The organism is Pseudoalteromonas lipolytica (assembly GCF_003515105.1).
GTDB classification, from domain to species: domain Bacteria; phylum Pseudomonadota; class Gammaproteobacteria; order Enterobacterales; family Alteromonadaceae; genus Pseudoalteromonas; species Pseudoalteromonas lipolytica.
This window is the reverse complement of record NZ_CP032092.1, coordinates 59747-77423: the sequence shown is the minus strand read 5'-3', so window position 1 is coordinate 77423 and position 17677 is coordinate 59747. Positions and strand designations below refer to the sequence as shown.

16 protein-coding genes are annotated in these 17677 nt (G+C 53.5%); 10 read left to right on the top strand and 6 right to left on the bottom strand.

Going from position 1 to position 17677, the window contains the following annotated elements; translation table 11 throughout:
- Positions 1-8 precede the first annotated feature (8 nt).
- The 4 genes from D0907_RS20185 (at position 9) to D0907_RS20170 (ending at position 6212) form a co-directional block, all read left to right on the top strand.
- On the top strand, positions 9-3173 hold the full coding sequence (locus tag D0907_RS20185; protein WP_118845416.1) for an efflux RND transporter permease subunit: 3165 nt from the start codon (positions 9-11) through the stop codon (positions 3171-3173).
- Positions 3124-4611 (top strand): efflux transporter outer membrane subunit, encoded by a 1488-nt coding sequence (locus D0907_RS20180; protein WP_162898082.1) that lies wholly within the window; start codon positions 3124-3126, stop codon positions 4609-4611. Before D0907_RS20185 ends, D0907_RS20180 begins: the two co-directional genes overlap by 50 nt.
- 147 nt (positions 4612-4758) lie before the next feature.
- On the top strand, positions 4759-5094 hold the full coding sequence (locus D0907_RS20175; RefSeq protein WP_118845412.1) for a YegP family protein: 336 nt from the start codon (positions 4759-4761) through the stop codon (positions 5092-5094).
- Between the two features lie 155 nt (positions 5095-5249).
- Positions 5250-6212, top strand: a complete 963-nt coding sequence (locus D0907_RS20170) for a metal-dependent hydrolase (protein WP_226432466.1) — start codon at positions 5250-5252, stop codon at positions 6210-6212.
- A gap of 2 nt (positions 6213-6214) precedes the next feature.
- Here the strand turns inward: D0907_RS20170 and D0907_RS20165 are convergent, their stop codons facing one another.
- Positions 6215-7498: a hypothetical protein gene (locus tag D0907_RS20165; protein ID WP_118845410.1), complete on the bottom strand. Its 1284-nt coding sequence runs from the start codon at positions 7496-7498 to the stop codon at positions 6215-6217.
- On the opposite strand from D0907_RS20165, the gene D0907_RS21095 reads away from it, so the two are divergent.
- A complete protein-coding gene (locus D0907_RS21095; RefSeq protein WP_162898081.1) occupies positions 7497-7661 on the top strand; it encodes a hypothetical protein in 165 nt (54 codons plus the stop codon). The genes D0907_RS20165 and D0907_RS21095 overlap by 2 nt on opposite strands.
- Positions 7661-9841 (top strand): acetyl-CoA hydrolase/transferase C-terminal domain-containing protein, encoded by a 2181-nt coding sequence (locus tag D0907_RS20160; RefSeq protein ID WP_118845408.1) that lies wholly within the window; start codon positions 7661-7663, stop codon positions 9839-9841. Before D0907_RS21095 ends, D0907_RS20160 begins: the two co-directional genes overlap by 1 nt.
- Positions 9842-10034: 193 nt before the next feature.
- On the opposite strand, the gene D0907_RS21090 is transcribed toward D0907_RS20160, so the two are convergent.
- A complete protein-coding gene (locus D0907_RS21090) occupies positions 10035-10475 on the bottom strand; it encodes a hypothetical protein (protein WP_162898080.1) in 441 nt (146 codons plus the stop codon).
- A gap of 184 nt (positions 10476-10659) precedes the next feature.
- Here D0907_RS21090 and D0907_RS20145 point away from each other — a divergent pair, with 184 nt between their 5' ends.
- The 3 genes from D0907_RS20145 to D0907_RS20135 are packed head-to-tail and all read left to right on the top strand — an operon-like array spanning position 10660 to position 13974.
- Positions 10660-12084: a TolC family protein gene (locus D0907_RS20145; RefSeq protein ID WP_118845402.1), complete on the top strand. Its 1425-nt coding sequence runs from the start codon at positions 10660-10662 to the stop codon at positions 12082-12084.
- A 17-nt stretch (positions 12085-12101) separates the two neighbouring features.
- Positions 12102-13514: a multicopper oxidase family protein gene (locus D0907_RS20140; RefSeq protein ID WP_118845399.1), complete on the top strand. Its 1413-nt coding sequence runs from the start codon at positions 12102-12104 to the stop codon at positions 13512-13514.
- Positions 13515-13539: 25 nt separating this feature from the next.
- Complete coding sequence (locus tag D0907_RS20135) at positions 13540-13974, top strand: cupredoxin domain-containing protein (protein WP_203985616.1); 435 nt, start codon at positions 13540-13542, stop codon at positions 13972-13974.
- 35 nt (positions 13975-14009) lie between these two features.
- On the opposite strand, the gene D0907_RS20125 is transcribed toward D0907_RS20135, so the two are convergent.
- Together D0907_RS20125 and D0907_RS20120 are read right to left on the bottom strand one after the other, a co-directional pair.
- Positions 14010-15287: an ISL3 family transposase gene (locus D0907_RS20125; RefSeq protein ID WP_000610830.1), complete on the bottom strand. Its 1278-nt coding sequence runs from the start codon at positions 15285-15287 to the stop codon at positions 14010-14012.
- A gap of 12 nt (positions 15288-15299) precedes the next feature.
- A complete protein-coding gene (locus tag D0907_RS20120; protein ID WP_000098298.1) occupies positions 15300-16334 on the bottom strand; it encodes a permease in 1035 nt (344 codons plus the stop codon).
- A 111-nt stretch (positions 16335-16445) separates the two neighbouring features.
- On the opposite strand from D0907_RS20120, the gene D0907_RS20115 reads away from it, so the two are divergent.
- Positions 16446-16760 carry an ArsR/SmtB family transcription factor gene (locus D0907_RS20115; RefSeq protein ID WP_008294929.1) on the top strand — a complete coding sequence of 105 codons (315 nt, stop codon included), beginning with the start codon at positions 16446-16448 and terminating at the stop codon, positions 16758-16760.
- A 134-nt stretch (positions 16761-16894) separates the two neighbouring features.
- Here D0907_RS20115 and D0907_RS20110 read toward each other — a convergent pair whose 3' ends face one another.
- Positions 16895-17275, bottom strand: a complete 381-nt coding sequence (locus D0907_RS20110) for a hypothetical protein (protein WP_118845397.1) — start codon at positions 17273-17275, stop codon at positions 16895-16897.
- A 48-nt stretch (positions 17276-17323) separates the two neighbouring features.
- Positions 17324-17578, bottom strand: coding sequence for a hypothetical protein (locus D0907_RS20105; protein ID WP_118845395.1), 255 nt, complete (start codon positions 17576-17578; stop codon positions 17324-17326).
- Positions 17579-17677 lie beyond the last annotated feature (99 nt).

Genomic DNA, 17677 nt, shown 5'->3' with positions numbered 1-17677 from the left:
GGTAAAACATGTTTTCGAAATTTTTTATCGACAGGCCTGTGTTTGCGGCCGTGTTGTCGATTTTCATCATGCTGGCCGGCTTGGCCGCCATGCGTGGTTTGCCGATTGCGCAGTACCCTGAAATTGCGCCGCCGGTGGTTCAGGTTCGTGCCGTATACCCCGGTGCTTCCGCTGAGGTGATTGCCAGCACTGTGGCTGCACCCATTGAGAATGCGATCAACGGGGTGGAAGACATGATGTACATGAGTTCAACTTCGGCCAGCAGTGGCGTGGTTGAAATCATGGTGACGTTCGAAATTGGCACTGACCCGGACCAGGCCGCGCTGAACGTGAATAACCGTGTGAAACAGGTTGAAAACATTTTGCCGCAGGAAGTACGCAGGCAGGGTGTGACTGTGAACAAGGGTTCTTCGTCGTTCCTTCAGGTGTTGGCGTTCTATTCTGAAGACGGTCGGTTTGACGACTTCTACACCTCGAATTATGTGACCTTGAACGTGCTCGACCGCATCAAGCGGATTCCCGGCACCACCAACGTGCATATTGTCGGTGCGAAAGATTATGCCATGCGCATCTGGATCAAGCCCGATCGCATGGCCCAGTTAAAACTGACTGCGGGTGACATTGCTGCCGCGTTGAATGAGCAAAACGCACAGTTCGCGGCGGGCAAGGTGGGGCAAGCACCCAACAACAATGGCCAGGAACTGGTTTACACCGTGACTGCCCAAGGTCGTCTGAGTGAACCTGAGGAGTTTGAGAATATCCTGATTCGCGTGAATCCGGACGGCTCCTCACTTCGACTGAAAGACGTGGCCCGTGTCGAGTTGGGCTCGAAGGACTACGACTTCACAGGTCGTATCAATGGCAAGCCAGCCACGCTGGTAGAAGTATTCCTGCAGCCGGGTGCCAACGCGCTCGACGTGGCTCAGAATGTAAAAAACACGGTGGATGAAATTGCTGCGGACTTTCCGGAAGGTCTTGATTACGCAGTGCCTTATGACACCACGCGATTCGCGGAGGTGTCCATTCGTGAAGTGGTGAAAACGCTGGTCGAGGCGATGATACTTGTGTTCATCGTGGTGTATGTATTCTTGCAGAACTGGCGCGCCACCTTGATTCCGATTGTGGCCGTGCCTGTTTCATTGCTGGGCGCATTTGCAGGGCTTTATTTGCTGGGTTATTCCATCAACACGTTGACATTGTTCGGCATGGTGCTGGCCATCGGTATTGTGGTGGACGACGCCATTGTGGTGTTGGAAAACGTAGAACGGATCATGCATGAAGAGGGCTTGGGCGCGCGCAAGGCGGCGATCAAAGCCATGCAGGAAGTAACCGGCCCGGTGATTGCAATCGTGCTGGTACTTTCAGCGGTGTTCATTCCAATCGGTTTCCTGGGCGGCTTGACCGGTGAACTGTATCGTCAGTTCGCCATCACCATCGCCATTGCTGTGATCGTATCCGGCATTGTCGCGTTGACATTGACCCCGGCCCTTTGTGTGCTGCTGCTCAAGCACGAGCACAAAAAACCAGGCAAGTTTTTCACCGCATTCAATAACTGGTTTGCGCGGGTAACGACCAAGTACGTGGGTGGCGTGAAATTCATCAGCATGCGTCCAGCCATTGGTATTGGTTTGTTTCTGGTGATGCTGGTGGTCACTGCTGGTTTGTTCAAGGCCACACCGGGTTCATTGGTTCCTGATGAAGACCAGGGCTATTTTATTGCGGCCGTATTTTTGCCCGATGGCGCAACACTTCAGCGCACCGACAAAGTGGTTGCCGAGGTGGTGGATGCAGTGGCCGCCAACCCCGCCAACGAGTATTCCTTGGCGTTTACAGGCTTTGACGTCCTGGGCGGCAGTTTCAAAAACAACGCGGCCACCATGTTCGTAACCCAGCGCCATTGGGACGACCGCGAGGCTGTGACCACTGATTTGGTGGGCGAGTTGTTTGGCCGGACTGCGGGCATTCAGGAAGGGTTGGTGCTGGCTTTTGCACCACCACCCATCTTCGGTTTGGGCAATGCCGGTGGCTTTGAGTTCTATATTCAAAACCGTGGCGAAGGCGGCCCAGCCGAGCTGGCCAAGGTGATGAACGCCTTCATGGCCAAAGCCAATGCAGACCCGCGCCTGGCTGGAGTACAAACATTGTGGCGCCCCGGCACGCCTCAGCTATATGTGGATGTGGACCGCGAACGTGCCCGCGCAATGGGCGTGAACGTGAATGAAGTGTTCGACACCCTTGCGGCCAGCATGGGTACCTACTATGTGAACGACTTCAACAAATTCGGTCGTACCTGGCAGGTGTTGATGTCGGCGGATGCGCAATATCGCAAAAGCCCGACTGACATTGGCAACATGTATGTGCGCTCGAACACTGGCGAAATGATCCCGATTTCGGCCTTTGCCAAAGTGGAGTTTTCACAAGGGCCGGAAACTTTGGAGCGTTTTAACAATCTACCTGCTGTAAAGCTGTTGGGCAGTGGTGCACCAGGCATCAGTTCAGGCGAAGCCATTCAGGCCATTGAGGACATTGCAGCCGAGGTGTTGCCGGATGATTTCAGCTACGACTTTTCTGGTGCCTCGTTTCAGGAAAAGCGTTCTGAAGGTTCTTCCAGCTTTGCGCTGGTCTTGGGTGCGCTGATGGTGTTCCTGATTCTGGCTGCCCAGTATGAAAAGTGGACCCTTCCGTTTTCGGTGCTGCTGGCCATGCCGTTTGGCTTGTTCGGCGCGCTGCTTGCGGTGTGGATGCGCGACATGACCAATGACGTGTATTTCCAGATTGGTCTGGTGACGTTACTAGGTCTGGCTGCGAAGAATGCGATTTTGATCGTGGAATTCGCGGTGCTGAAGCGTGAAGAAGGTATGAGCGCCCTTGACGCTTCTCTGGAAGCGGCCCGTTTGCGGTTCCGTCCCATTTTGATGACCTCGTTTGCGTTTATTCTGGGCGTTGTTCCGTTGGCGTTCTCCAGTGGTGCTGGTGCAGGTGCACGCGCCGCTGTAGGTACCGGTGTAATGGGTGGCATGACCGCCGCCACATTGCTGGCCATTTTCTTTGTGCCCCTGTTTTACCGCTTGATCGATCGCAGTGAAAAAGGTGGACGACACCATGGTGATGAAGAGGAAGCAAATGATTCATCCAATCAACAATCAACAAACAAAGGGGGCGAGCATGTTTAAAGCCCTGCCGAAAACCGCAATCGCCTTGGGTTTGACTCTGGCCCTGACCGGTTGCGCATCCAGCATCCCTTTGCTGGACAGGTTCAATGGCAAGCCAGAGCAAGCCATGCAAGTTGAAGTGCCTGAAAACGCAAAAGGCGTGGGCATGAAGCAGGTTCAAAATGAGGCGTGGTGGCTGTTGCTCGGCGATCCGGCGCTGAACCAGGTGGTTGAGCAGGCGTTGCAGAACAACACCGATGTTCGTTTGGCCAATGAGCGATTGAATGAAGCAGGTGCGGTGCTTGGCATTGCCAAGTCGCAGCAGTGGCCTTCAATCTTTGGTCAGTTCACCACCGGTCGCAATCGCCCGTCACAGGCTGGCAACGTGCCGGTGTTTGGTGGGCAAAATGTGTATGAAAACCAGCAGCTGGGCATTGGCGCGACTTGGGAGCTTGACTTGTGGGGTCGAATTGGTGCACTGGAAGATGCTGCCCGCGCCGGCTTCATGCAGCAGGGCTATAACGTGCGTGGAGTGCGCCTGAGCGTAGCGGCCACGGCGGCTTCGTTGTACACCCAGGTTCGCGTGTTGGGCTTGCAGGTGAAAGTGCTGGAACAAACCCTGGAAAGTCGTGACGCAGCTTACAAGCTGGCCAAGCAGCGCGCCGATGTTGGCTTGAGCAACGAACTCCAGTTGCGCCAAACCGAAGCGGAATTGTTGGCAGTGCGTGCACAGTTGCCTGACACGCGCGAACAACTGTCCCGTGCGCAGAATGCACTGGCGGTAATTGTGGGGGGTAATTCACCGCAACTACCACCTCTTGAAGTTGACAACCTGCAGTTGACCAAGTTGTTCATCCTGCCGGAAGACACACCTTCCGAACTGTTACTGCGCCGCCCGGATCTGGCCGCAGCTGAACAACAGTTACTTGCTGGCGAGGCCAATCTGGAAGCCGCACGCAAGGCGTTTTTTCCGACCATTGGTTTGAGTGCTTTTGGTGGACGAGAGAGCGCCGATTTAAGCGACCTGTTCAGTGGCCCAGCCCGAATCTGGAGTTTTCAGACCCAAATTACACAGCCAATTTTTCAGGCAGGTCGTTTGTTTGATGAACGAGACGCCGCTGTGGCACGCCGCAATCAGGCCGTGTTGCAATACGAAGCCAGTATTCGTACGGCCTTCCAGGAAATTTACGATGCCATCGTAGCGCAGCGTGAGGCGCGTGAGCGTTTACAGGCCCGTCAAGAGCAAGTTCAGACCTTGACCCAGGTGGTTCGCCTGGCGCAATTGCGGGTGGACAATGGCGTGGCCAATCAACTTGAGCTGCTGGATGCACAGCGCAACTTGTTGAATGCCCAACTTAGCTGGGCTGCAGCATGGCAGAGCCAGCAAGGCGCCAGCCTTGCCATGATTCGCGCGTTGGGCGGTGGTTTTAACGCGGATCAAGTGGCATTTAAAGAGTAATTTCTTGCCTTTGAACTTTCTGAGCAGAGGCAACCGGGTAACTGGTTGCCGCTTTTGCTTCATGCATTGAACTTTAGTCGACCTGTGATATAACCAAAACGGGTTATCCCACAGCATTCACCAATAATTCATGCAAAGGAGTTGGAGATGGCAGGTTATTTCGAATTGAGCAAAAGCAGCGATGGGCAGTTTCGGTTTGTACTGAAGGCGGGAAATCACGAAACCATTTTGACCAGTGAGCTTTACAAAACCAAGGCAGCCGCTGAAAACGGCATTGAATCGGTTCAAAAGAATTGTGGAGAGGCAGCACGCTACGAGAAAAAAGTGGCCGCCAATGGCAAGCACCACTTCAACTTGAAAGCCGCCAATCATCAGGTGATCGGTTCCAGTCAGATGTACGCCAGCGAGGCTGCATGCGACAACGGCATTGATTCGGTAAAAACCAATGGCAAATCAACCACCATCAAGGATTCGACCGGCTGATTGGCATTTACTTTCTGCAAATCATGCGGAAATTTAACCGCATGATTTGCCGCACTGCGGTAGAGCAATTCCACTATCGGCGCTGCAACTTCCCGGTTATGATCAAACCATGACATCGAAGAATGTCATTCTCGACAAAATGCCGGAGACCGATCATGACCGCGACCACCACTGCCCGCAAAAAGCCTGCCCGCCCTGCATCCAGCACCGACACTGTGCTGAAGCAGCGAAACGTGAAATTTGATTGGTCGGAAACGCCGATTGACTGGCTGCCCAATGAGCCCTTCTCCAGTTACTTTATCAACGAAATCAACCTGATATTGCCAGCGGGTGAGTTCTGGTTCTGTCGCTTGTACAACAAAGCCTTGCCGTTCGTGACTGATGAGAAACTGAAAGAAGACGTGCGGGGTTTTATCAAACAGGAGGCCATGCATGCACGTGGTCACAGTTCAGCCACTGAAGAGTATTTGGCAGCGCGTGGCATTAAAACCGAGCGCAACCAGAAACTGATGAAATGGCTGTTTGATGTGGTGCTCGACGACAAACCGTTTGGCAAGAAAGTGCCTGCGCTTCTTGAACGTCGCTGGTTACTGGCACGCCTTGGACTGGTAGCAACCATTGAGCACATGACCTGTGTGCTGGGCATGTATGCGCTTGAAAATAAAAAGTGGGATGAGATCAACGCAGACCAGGTGATGCTGGATCTGATCCGCTGGCATGGCGCTGAGGAAGTAGAGCACCGCAGTGTTGCCTTTGACTTGTACAAGCACCTGGGTGGCGATTATTTGTCGCGCTATTACCTGGCTGCGATTGTGGTGCCAATGATCATCGGTTTGTGGGTGGACGGTGCCGCCAATATTGCCGGACAGGACCCTCGCTTCGCCAAGAAAAAACCTGCGGTGTACAAGCCCTGGATGTGGGTTGAATGGTTCAAGGCTTCGCGCAAGGAACTGCTGCCCAATCCGTTGTGGCTGGTCTTGCAACAGTTGCCCTACTTTAGCCCGTGGTACGACCCGGCCAAGGAGGGTTCTACTGAACTGGCACAGGCTTATCTCGATCAATCACCCGCAGCCATGGCCGCAGGGGCGATTGCTGCCAACATGAAAGTGGCTGCCTGATTTCAGGCAGCTTGCGCTTGTTGGGCGGGCTTGAGCTGCGGGAACCAGGTCGATATTTGTTGTAATCCTTCGAACCAACCCCACTGCGGGTATTCGCCCTTGTTGTTGTAGCCACCGGAAAGGCCGGGATTCATTCCGTCTTTCTCATGGCCATCATTGTCGTTCAGTGAGGTCATGTGCACGGCGTTTGCCAGTTCCCGGTTGCCGAACATGATGGCGTGAAGATTGTTGTGCTCATTGGTGCCCCAGACATTGATCAGTTCTGCATCACCGAGCCCAAACGTACTGCCCCCTCTGGATTCGATCAAATCACGTAGGCCGTCTGCGTCATTGTCCATGGCCATTAATTTGGCCTGGCCGTAAAAAACGCCCGCCTCGGTCTCGTTGGCAAACAGCCTTGGCGGTGCCATATTGTGTTTCATCACCAAATTCGCAATCAGGTAGGCTCCTTTCAGTTTTTGCTCTTCATTCTGGCCTTTGTTGTAGCCGCCAATTGAATCGAGTGTTTTGACAAGGTAATCAATCGTTTCCCCAGCCGGTCGCCCGAACATGGTTGCCATGGCTGCATTGTGCGCGTCGGCATTCAATAGAAAACCATGGCCATGACTCGCGTCGCCGACATGATCGTTGGGGTGGCTGCTGCCTTCCCCCGGGTCGATGTCGCCAGTCAGTGGGCCTGTTGAACTGCCAGTGTAGGGAAGCGGGGAGCCTGCGCTGTGACTGGCATGGCCTTCTTCGCTGGCTGGCGTGCTAGTGCGGCGTGCTGAGGTGGCAGGTGCAGTGACAGGTGCAGGCGAAGGTTGAGGCGATGATGTCGTACCATGACCATGGCTGTGTGAGTCATCAGTGCATTGTTCAGCCAATTCGCCGTGTAGGTGATCACTGTTGTCAGGGTTGCCGGTTTCATAGTGATTGATGGCCATTTGTAGATCACCGTCGTACATGTCTACAAGTTGTTTCAGGTGTTGAACTCCAGCGCGTATGCCTGCAGCCGGATTGTTTTTCAAATCAACCGCGCTCAAGGGGCGCCCATCGTCGTTGTAAAGGCCATGTCCACCAGGGCCTGCAAACACCCCGCCCTCAAGCAGTCCGCCGTGAACCAGCATGGGGCCATACAACTGCTCACCCGATCCATCGCTGCTGGAAATACTCCCGCCAAAATTCGGAGTACCTTTGCTTTTGATCAGTGAGGTAATGACCTCGCCCGGAATGCCGTATTGTTCTCCAACTGAAGCGGCGTAAGCCAGCCACTCGGCTTGACTGGCATTGATTGGCGGTTGTGTCATGGACGCACCCGTGGACGATGGCGAATGCTGGCTTGAATGGTCCCCGTGTGCGGCTGTGGTGGCTGTGGTGGTGCACATATTGTCTCCTGGTGTATCGAAATTCCTCCATGAGTTAAGTGGTAAGCTGAATGCATTAGTTCAACCATCTGGCTCGCCTTTCTGATGCAATCAAAATCAAGGACCGCACCTGAAATCCTGAACACTGTTGAACAGTGTGTGGAGCTTATTCTTCAGCGTCTGGGTAATCAGATCAGGGTGGGTTTGCCCTTGGGGTTGGGCAAACCGCCAGAACTGATCAATGCCCTGTATGTGCGCGCGCAGGAAGACCCTTCAATTCAGTTGACGATACTGACTGCGCTGTCTCTGGAGAAACCTGTTGCAGGTTCTGCGCTGGAAGCTGCGTTTCTGAAGCCTTTTGTTGAACGGGTATGGGGCGACTGCCCTGACCTGCGATACGCCGTTGACGCCACACAAGGCAAACTGCCTCCGAATGTGAAGGTGCAAGAGTTTTTTTTCAAACCGGGAAGCCGCATGGGTAACTTGGCTGCGCAGCAGAACTATGTCAGCACCAACTACACCACGGCTGCACGCGATATCTTTGACATGGGCTGCAACCTGGCGATGCAAGCCGTGTGCAGGCCAGATGAGGGCACGGCCACCCACTATTCACTGAGCTGTAATCCTGACACCTCAATCGAGCTGGTTCGCATGCTGCGTGAAAGCGATCGACCGCATCTGGTGGTTGGCGTGGTGAATCAGCGGCTGCCTTTCATGGGGCACAGCGCCCAAGTGGCCCGCGAGGAATTTGATTTTGTAGTCGACAATCCTGCGTACTTCACAACCCTATTCTCTACGCCAAAATTACCGGTTGATGTTGCGGACTATGCCTTGGGTTTTTATGCAAGCGCCTTGGTGAAAGACGGCGGTACTTTGCAAGTGGGAATTGGCGCTTTGGGTGATGCTGTGGTGCATGCATTGATACTTCGCCAGACCGACAATACAAACTACACCAAGGTACTGCAGGCCCTGCACCGTCCTGAGTCTACTGTAAACCTGATGACCAAAATTGGTGGCGACCAGCCGTTTGAGGCGGGTTTATATGGTGCCACTGAAATGTTTGTGGATGGCTTTCTGCATTTGATGCGTGCCGGTGTGTTGAACCGGCAAGTGTATGACCATTGGGCCTTGCAGCGCCTGATTAACCAAGGCAAATGCAGACCGGAACAAGTGCATGAATCTGTACTGGATGATCTGGCTGAGTTGGGTGTGCGTGAAATTACACCGCACGATTTTGATGTGTTCAAGCGACACGGCCTGTTCAAGGAAGGTGTGTTGCTGCAGGGTGTACACCTGGTATTGCCAAACGGGCAGCGCGTATTGGCCAATCTTGCGGACAAGGCCACCCGTGTAGCATTGGTGGCCAGTGGCCTGGGCAAGGTCTTGGTCAACGGCACCGTGCTTCATGCCGGGTTTTTCCTCGGGCCCAATGCCATGTATGAGGCGCTGAAGAACATGCCTGAACTGCAGCGTAATTCAATTCACATGCTGGGTGTGGAGCATGTGAATCAACTGGATCTGAACCATGCCCTGTACAGCGCACAGCGAGCGCATGCGAGATTTGTGAACACCGGCATCATGGCCACACTGAGTGGCGCGGTGGTGTCTGATGGACTGGACGATGGCCGCGTCATCTCAGGCGTTGGCGGTCAATACAACTTTGTGTCGATGGCACACAAGCTGCCCACGGGGCGAAGTATTTTGATGATTCGCGCAGTCCGGGAAAATGAACAGGGCGGTAAAGCCACCAGCAACATTGTGTTCAGCTATGGGCACTGCACGATTCCGCGCCACCTGCGGGACATTGTTGTGACTGAATATGGAGTCGCCGACCTGAGAGGCAAGTCAGATGCTGACGTGGCCAGGGAATTGATCAATATCGCCGACTCCCGGTTTCAGGCGGACCTGTTGAAGCAAGCCAAGCTGGCGGGAAAAATCGAGGAGACTTACGAGATACCAGAGAGTTTCATGCACAACACCCCGAAAAATCTCGCCAAGCGACTCGATTCCTTGACCAGAGAGGGTGTATTGCCAGCTTTCCCGCTGGGTTGCGATTTCACGGATGTGGAATGGGAATTGGCCAAAGCCTTGAAAGCCGTCAAGGCCATAGCCAACAAAACACCCAAATGGAAGCTGTTGTTGAAAGCAATGTTCGCCGCAAAGCCACCTGCATCGGCCCAACCCTTTTTGGACAGGATGGGGCTGAACGAACCTGCTGATCTACAAGCCAAGGTAGTGCGTGCATTGTTGGTGGAACAGCTCGGGCTGCAGGGTGCGTTGGTGTGATTATCATGGACAGGCATTGCAACTTTCCCCAACTTGCCGAGTCTGAGGACTAATGCTATGTTGCGGTCTATGACAAAAGTGGTACGAACCTTTCTCATGTGGATAATGTTGCTTGCGTTGCCTGTCCAAGGCATGGCGCAGGCGAGCATGTTTGCATGCCACTTGAATGGTGATGGACCTGGTTCAGTCCAGATCATGGACCATAGCAACATGGATCATCGCAGCATGGATCACAGCATGCATGAGATGGACTCGCATGATCATGCAAATTCTGATGACTCCAAAAAATTGATGAAATCGTTGCACGGTTGCTGCAACTGCGCACCCACCTGTGCGGTAGTGCTGCTGCCCGTGGCACAAGCCAGTTTCGGCGCGATCCAGCACGACACATTGCACCCGCTGTCTGCCCCCCAGATTCCCCATTCTGCCGACACGCGTCGAATAGATCGGCCACCGAAAACACTCGCAATTTGATTCGTGGGCACTGCGTGGGTAAAGCCCGTGCATGCCCTGTGTATTGAACAATTGCGAGGATGTATGACTTCCCATTACCCATTCGTACTGCTGTTGTCGGCGTTGGCTTTGCCAGCGCATGCTGAACCAGCTGTGCAAGTTCTTGAATATCAGTCGGCATTCGAAGGCTACCAAGCGTATTCCGATTCTGAGATACAAAACTGGCCCAAAGCCAATGAACTGGTTGAAGAAATTGGCGGCTGGCGCGTGTATGCGCGAGAGCCCTATGAAAACAAAGCCAAGGAGCAACCGACAAGCGCCAAGGAGACTGTCAAACCCAGGACGCACAATCATGGGGGTGAGCAATGAACACCCCCCATTTGCTGAAAAAAACCGTCGTTGCGCTGGCAGTGCTGGTGCTCGCGGGTTGTGCATCGGTGAACATCAATGAATCAGTGAACCAAACCAATCAGGAATTGACTGGTTTCACCAACGGCAAGCTGAGTCTTGTTCAAACTGATGAACAAAGGCAGGCCATGGCCTCCAAGGCCGGCGAAATACTGAAAGAGCCGCTAAGCCAACCCGCCGCTGTAGAGCTGATGCTGACCCACAGCCCACAGTTTCAAGCCGTGTTGGCCGAGAACTGGGCTCAAGCTGCGCAAGCCGCACAAAGTGGTCGCATTCACAACCCGGTGTTTACATTTGAACGCGTGCGCATCAAGGATGAACTGGAGCTGGGGCGTTTGCTGAGTTTCGGTTTACTCGATTTGCTCAGCCTGCCTGCGCGACAAGGCATTGCCCGCACACAGATTGACCGCGCGCAGTTGCAATTAACCAGTAGTGTGGTTGATCAAGTGACGCAGGTACGCCAAGCCTGGGTGGAGGCAGTGGCAGCCCAGCAGGCGCACACCTATGCCCAGCAAGTGTTTGAAAGCGCGCAAACCAGTGCTGAACTGGCCCGCCGCATGCAGGAAGTGGGCAACTTCACACGCCTGCAGCGTGCACGCCAGCAAAGCTTTTATGCCGATGCAGCGCTTAATTTAGCTGCCACAAGGCACAAGGCCACGGCCACCCGCGAAGCACTGGTGCGCATGTTGGGCTTGAACACCGAGCAAGCTGCACAACTGAAGCTGCCTGAGCGCCTGCCCGATTTGCCTGAAGCGCCCAAAGCACCTTCAGAAGTGGCCAAGCGCGCTGAAGATCGATTGGATGTCCGAATGGCCAAGCAGGGCTTTGACAGCAGTGCAAAGGCACAAGGCTTGGGCAATGTGGCCAGTTTTCTGGACATTGAAGCGGGCATTCGTTACGACACAATTTTTGAGAACGACACTGGCGAGCGCAACAACAAAAAAGGGTATGAGCTTGAATTGGCCTTGCCGATTTTTGATTGGGGTGGCATGAAGCGCGACACATTCAATGCCAACACACTGGCTGCTGCCAACCGGCTTGAAGCAACGTTGCGTAGCGCACAATCCACCCTGCGGGAAAGTTATTCCGCCTACCGCACCACCTATGACATTGCGCGCCATTATCGCGATGAAATCATTCCGCTGCGGCAAACCATCGCCGATGAAAATTTGCTGCGTTACAACGGCATGTTCATCGGGGTTTTCGAACTGTTGGCCGACAGCCGCGACCAAGTGAATGTGGTGGTTCAAGCCATCAACGCCCAAGCCGATTTCTGGCGGGCTGACGCCGCTTTGCAGGCCACTGTGGTGGGCAAGCCCATGATGGTGTCGGTCAGTGGCGCAGCAGCCAGTGCTGGCGGCGACGCTGGCGGTGGCCACTAAATGAAAGGATCTTCAACATGACTTCCAGACGAGAGTTTTTTAAAGCAGCCGCCTTGACCGGTGGCGCAGTGGCAGCGGCCAGCGTCAGCAAAGTCGCCATGAGCGCCTTGCCCGAACCTGTATTGCAAACATCGCCCGACACAATGCCCCCCCTGGTGCCCAACACCGGGCGACCCTACAACCCGGTGGTGACCTTGAACGGCTGGACATTGCCCTGGCGCATGAACAATGGCGTGAAGGAATTTCACCTGGTGGCCGAACCTGTGTTGCGGGAAATGGCACCGGGCATGACAGCGCATTTGTGGGGCTACAACGGGCAAAGCCCTGGCCCCACCATTGAAGTGGTAGAAGGCGACCGGGTGCGGATTTTTGTGACCAACAAATTGCCTGAGCACACCAGTATTCACTGGCACGGCCAGCGCTTGCCCAACGGCATGGATGGCGTAACCGGTTTGAACCAGCCCGGTATTCCTGCTGGCAAAACCTTTGTGTATGAATTTGAGGCCCGAAGGCCCGGCACCTTCATGTACCACCCCCATGCGGATGAAATGGTGCAGATGGCCATGGGCATGATGGGCTTTTGGGTTACACACCCCAAAAACAAGAACCCGCTAATCAGCGAAGTGGACCGCGATTACTGCTTCCTGCTGAATGCTTATGACATTGATCCTGGTGCTTACACACCGAAAATCATGACCATGCTGGATTTCAATTTGTGGACGTGGAACAGTCGCCTGTTCCCGGGTATTTCGCCTTTGGTGGCCCGCAAAAATGACCGGGTGCGAATTCGTGTGGGTAACCTGACCATGACCAATCACCCCATTCACATTCACGGCCATGAATTTGAGGTAACAGGCACCGACGGCGGCCCAACACCGAAGAACTCACGCTGGCCTGAAGTGACTGTGGACATTGCCGTGGGACAGATGCGGCAAATGGAGTTCATTGCCAATGAAGAAGGCGATTGGGCATTTCATTGCCACAAAAGCCATCACACCATGAATGCCATGGGCCACGATGTGCCCACCATGATCGGCGTGGACCACCGCGGCATGACCAAAAAAATCACCAACCTGATTCCGGATTACATGGCGATGGGTGAACGTGGCATGGCCGACATGGCGGAAATGCAAATGCCGCTGCCCGACAACACCATTCCGATGATGACCGGTGAGGGGCCTTTTGGATCTGTGGAAATGGGTGGCATGTTCAGCATGCTGAAAGTACGCAAGGACCAAAAGCCGGGCGATTATTCAGACCCGGGTTGGTACAAGCACCCTGAAGGTACGGTTGCATATGAGTTCACCGGTGAACTGGCCAAACCCAAACGCAGCGGCAACGCAGGGCAGCCGAGCATGAAGTTGGCGCAGAAAAACCAGCCTCACATTGAATTGCAGGTGCGCAAACCCACGGGTCATTCAGGTCATTGATTGGCTGTTAAGTAAAGGAATGTAAATGTTTAAATTTTCAGGACTTGTATTGGCCTGTGCTGCGTTAATAGGGGGAGTGAATAATATTGCTCTTGCCCATGGCGACAAGAAAGGCAGTAACGCACCAGTGGTGAAAGAACAAACTGATTGGGGCGTTGCGGGTGATGCTGCGAATGTGATCCGAACTGTCGACGTCAGCATGGGTGACGACATGCGATTCCAGCCTGGCAAGCTGGAAGTCAAGCAGGGCGAGACCATTCGCTTCCGGGTCAAGAACACCGGCAAGTTGTTGCATGAGTTTGTAATTGGTACACAAGCTGAGAATGCAAAGCATGCGGAGTTGATGCTGAAATTTCCCGGTATGGAGCACGACGAACCTTACATGACCCATGTGGACCCAGGCAAAACAGGCGAGATTGTTTGGACCTTTAACAAAGGGGTATACGGATTTAATGGTTGATGGGGCACCTTTACCCCACCAACCTGATACCATTATCAGATGGTTGATAGATCGACTCCGTAGTTGAGTTCCTCTGCGAAGTCCGGCAGTCCGTAACCGATGGTTTTCTTGTAGAAAGGAGAGACCTTCGCAGTCGGTGCCTTCTTCTTGTGCTTCGTGGTGTAGAGCATTCGTGCCCGCATCACCTCGAAGGAGTAACCGCGCCCTTCACGGTTCTTGTCCTTGGCCAGTCGGTTGATGGACTCCGTGTAAGCGTTGGTGACGGGCATGTCCGTCTCGAAGTAGGTCATGGTCTCTTCGCGCCAGTTTCCCACTGCCCTGACCAGATCGCTCCAGACTTCCTTTTGGCCCTTCGGGATGGTGGCTATCCACTCGTCCAGGGCGGCTTCTGCCTGGAGCCGTGTGGTGGCGTCCCAGATGCCGTAGAAGCGCTCCTTGTGCTCGTAGGCGGCCAGCAGTTGCGGGAACGCGCCTGTCCAGGTCTCCATGATGAGGCGCTCCCGGTCTGAGACTTCGTGAGCGCGTTTCAGCAGGATTTTCCGGTCTCCCTTGAGAGTCCGGCTCTGGGACGGTTTCAGCTCCTTTCTGAGGCCCTTGCGCACTCTCTCTAGGGCATCGTTGGCCATGCGCACCACATGGAACTTATCGACCACGATACGGGCCTGGGGCAGCACAGCCTTGACCGCTGCCCGGTAGGGGTTCCACATGTCCATGCTGACGATCTCGACCTTCTGCCGGTCTTTCAGCTTCATCAGGTAGTTGGTCACCACGTCCTGGCGGCGGGTGGCCAGCAGGTCGAGCAGGGTTCGCTCCTCAATGTTGGTCAGAATGCAGCGGTAGCGCTTGTTCAGGTATAGCTCGTCAATGCCCAGGATGCGGGGCGTCTCGAAGCGGTGCCAGCGCCCCAGGAACTCGGCGCGGGCGTTGAAGATGTCGCGCACCGTCTTCTCGTCCAGGCCGGTCTGTGCCGCCACAAAGGTGTAGGGGTGGTTGAAGGATTCCTTCTCCACGTACTCATGCAGCCGCAGTGTCATACGGAATCCGTCCACCATCTCCGGTAGCTGGGGCCTGAATGTTGTCTTGCAGGCCCGGCAGGTGTATCGGCGGCGGACCACCCAGAGAGTGACCCGCTTGCCGTGGATGGGCAGATCACGATAGGGAACGTCACGCTTGCCGAACCGCACGAACTCACCCTGCACGCCGCACCCCTCGCAGGCTACTGGTGTAGGTGCTTCAAGCCGAAAATGTATGTCTTCATTCTGCTCATCAGAATCCACCAACTGGTACCCAGGAAGGCTTAACGAATTAATCATCTCCCGCCTTGATCAGAAAAACAGGTAGGTGGCGTAACCGGCAATCATCGCCATAGCAAAAATGACTGCTAAAAACGCCGCTAAAAGCTTCAGCGTGAACAAAGAGCGCAACAGAATGAGCTCAGTCAGGCTGGCTCCGGCACTGCCGATGATCAACGCTAGCACCGTCCCGGCACCCACGCCTTTGGCCATCAGAGCCGCTGCCAGAGGTATGACGGCTTCAGCGCGAATATACAACGGCACGCCGATGACAGCGGCAACTGGAATGGCAAAGGGATTATCTGGGCCTGCATACTGCTCCAATAAGTCAGTGGGCATGAAACCATAGATCACGCTGCCAATCGCAATACCGATGAGCAGGTAAGGCAACACATCGATAAAGTCCGACCAAGCTTCCCGCCACACACCACTGTACTTCCCTTCTTTCTTAACCGTGACAGTGGGTTGACTGTCACAGCATTCGCTAGACGTAGAGACTGTTGTCTTCCTATCAGCCCCGCAAGAAGCCGTCTTCGGAGTGGTGTCGCAGCTGTTGGTGCCGCAACTCGATGCGGTCGATGTAGCACTGCACGGGCTTGCTGATGAACTACATCCACTGCTCTCTTGTGTCGCCGTCCGGCGCACATAACGCTCGAAGCCAAGCGTGTGAAGCAGCCATCCGGCACCTACCGCGACCACCAAAGCGGCGAGCACATAGATAGCAGTAAGTGTCCATCCAAACGTGGCAACCAGCAGGCCGACGACGATAGGATTCAGCAACGGAGATGAGAAAAGAAACACCATCATCGGCCCAAAACCGGCCCGTGCCCGAATCAACCCTTTCAACATGGGGATAGTCGAGCAACTACAGAAGGGCGTTATAGCTCCTAAACCAGCAGCAAGAAAATAGCCTCGCTTCCCACTGGAAGTCAGTAACGCTTCCACCTTGGATGGTGGGATGTGACGTTGAAGAACTCCGACCAGCAAGCTAATGCCAATGAATAAAACCGATAGCTCGATAGCGAGAAAGGCGAACATGCCTAGAGCGTCTTGGAGTTGAGATGACATTCAATATTACTCCTATATTTCTAGTATTGTCGAAATGATGTACGCAGCCTACTTGCGTTTATCCGACCTGTCAACTATAATTCTAGAAACATCGAATTATTGGGGCGTGCTATGGATCACGAAAAGGTTGCAGCCAGCTTAGCTGAGCTAGGGAATAGTCACCGACTGTCCGTGTTCCGCTTTCTGGTCAAAGCTGGCCATGATGGGGCTTCGGTCGGAGATATCCAGAAGGGGCTGGGTATTCCTGCTTCGACGCTATCACATCACCTTGCGCGCATGGCCAAGGTAGGGCTGATCCGGCAGGAGAAACATAGCCGCACGATTGTCTGTATATCCGAGTATGGGCACCTAGAGAATTTGATCGGTTTCTTACAAGAGGAATGTTGTGCAGGTGTCCGGATTGCGCATGAACCAGAACCGCTTTGACGCTTGCCCAGCTCTCGCTGTCCTCCCTAGTCAGCATCGCTATGAAGACTCAGGCGAAGGTGGAAACAGAAAATTGGCAGTAGAGTAGGCTGAAGAGGATCAATCAGATAATCCGCTGAGAAAGATTTTCTTCTTTACATCTTTGGCATTTTATCAACCAGAAATTCCGGATACCCATTAAAACAAATGTTTTGAACGGTATCGCATAGCTTTTGACGACCGCTACTACTTAGTTCAAGAATAAGTTTGTTTCCCTTGATAACTTGAAATACTCCAGCAACAAGAAATGTCCCGCCAGTTGCTGAAACCTTGGTTGTATCACCATCAAATCGACTGATGGTATAGTCGGCGTCGATAGCTGCACCTACATCAATTATCTTAAGGGTGTGCTTTTTATTCCAGTGATGATTAAATTGCCACACACCTAGAAGTAGCAAAATAAATATAATAGCGGTACAAAAACGGAGTATAGTATTTTCTTCCACGTTAAACCGCAGTTTCAAAGGGTTTTTCATAAGCGTCACCTCTCAAATATCCACCAGCCAATAATTGTATTGGTTGGCCTACTTTGTCACTCTGTATGCTTTTACTATCGCTAAAAAATAAAAGATTACAGTCGCACTTACCACGCACACAAAAATACTCACTGCACTTGTAGTTAATACCCCTAATGTGCCGAAGAGCAAAATAAGGTTATAGGGCCATTGCCCCATGAATAAACTTTTCTTGTCTTCATCAACTTTACCGCGAGTTTTTTCTATTCTGGTAACTAATCCAGCCCCAATGAGATTAATTAAGATAATAACTAGAACGTCCATTCAAATCTCCAATAAGTTCTATGATGGGTAACTCTCAATTAACTGGTACCCGAGGAAAGCCCTCTATATATTCAAAAGACTATAACACGGAGAATGATG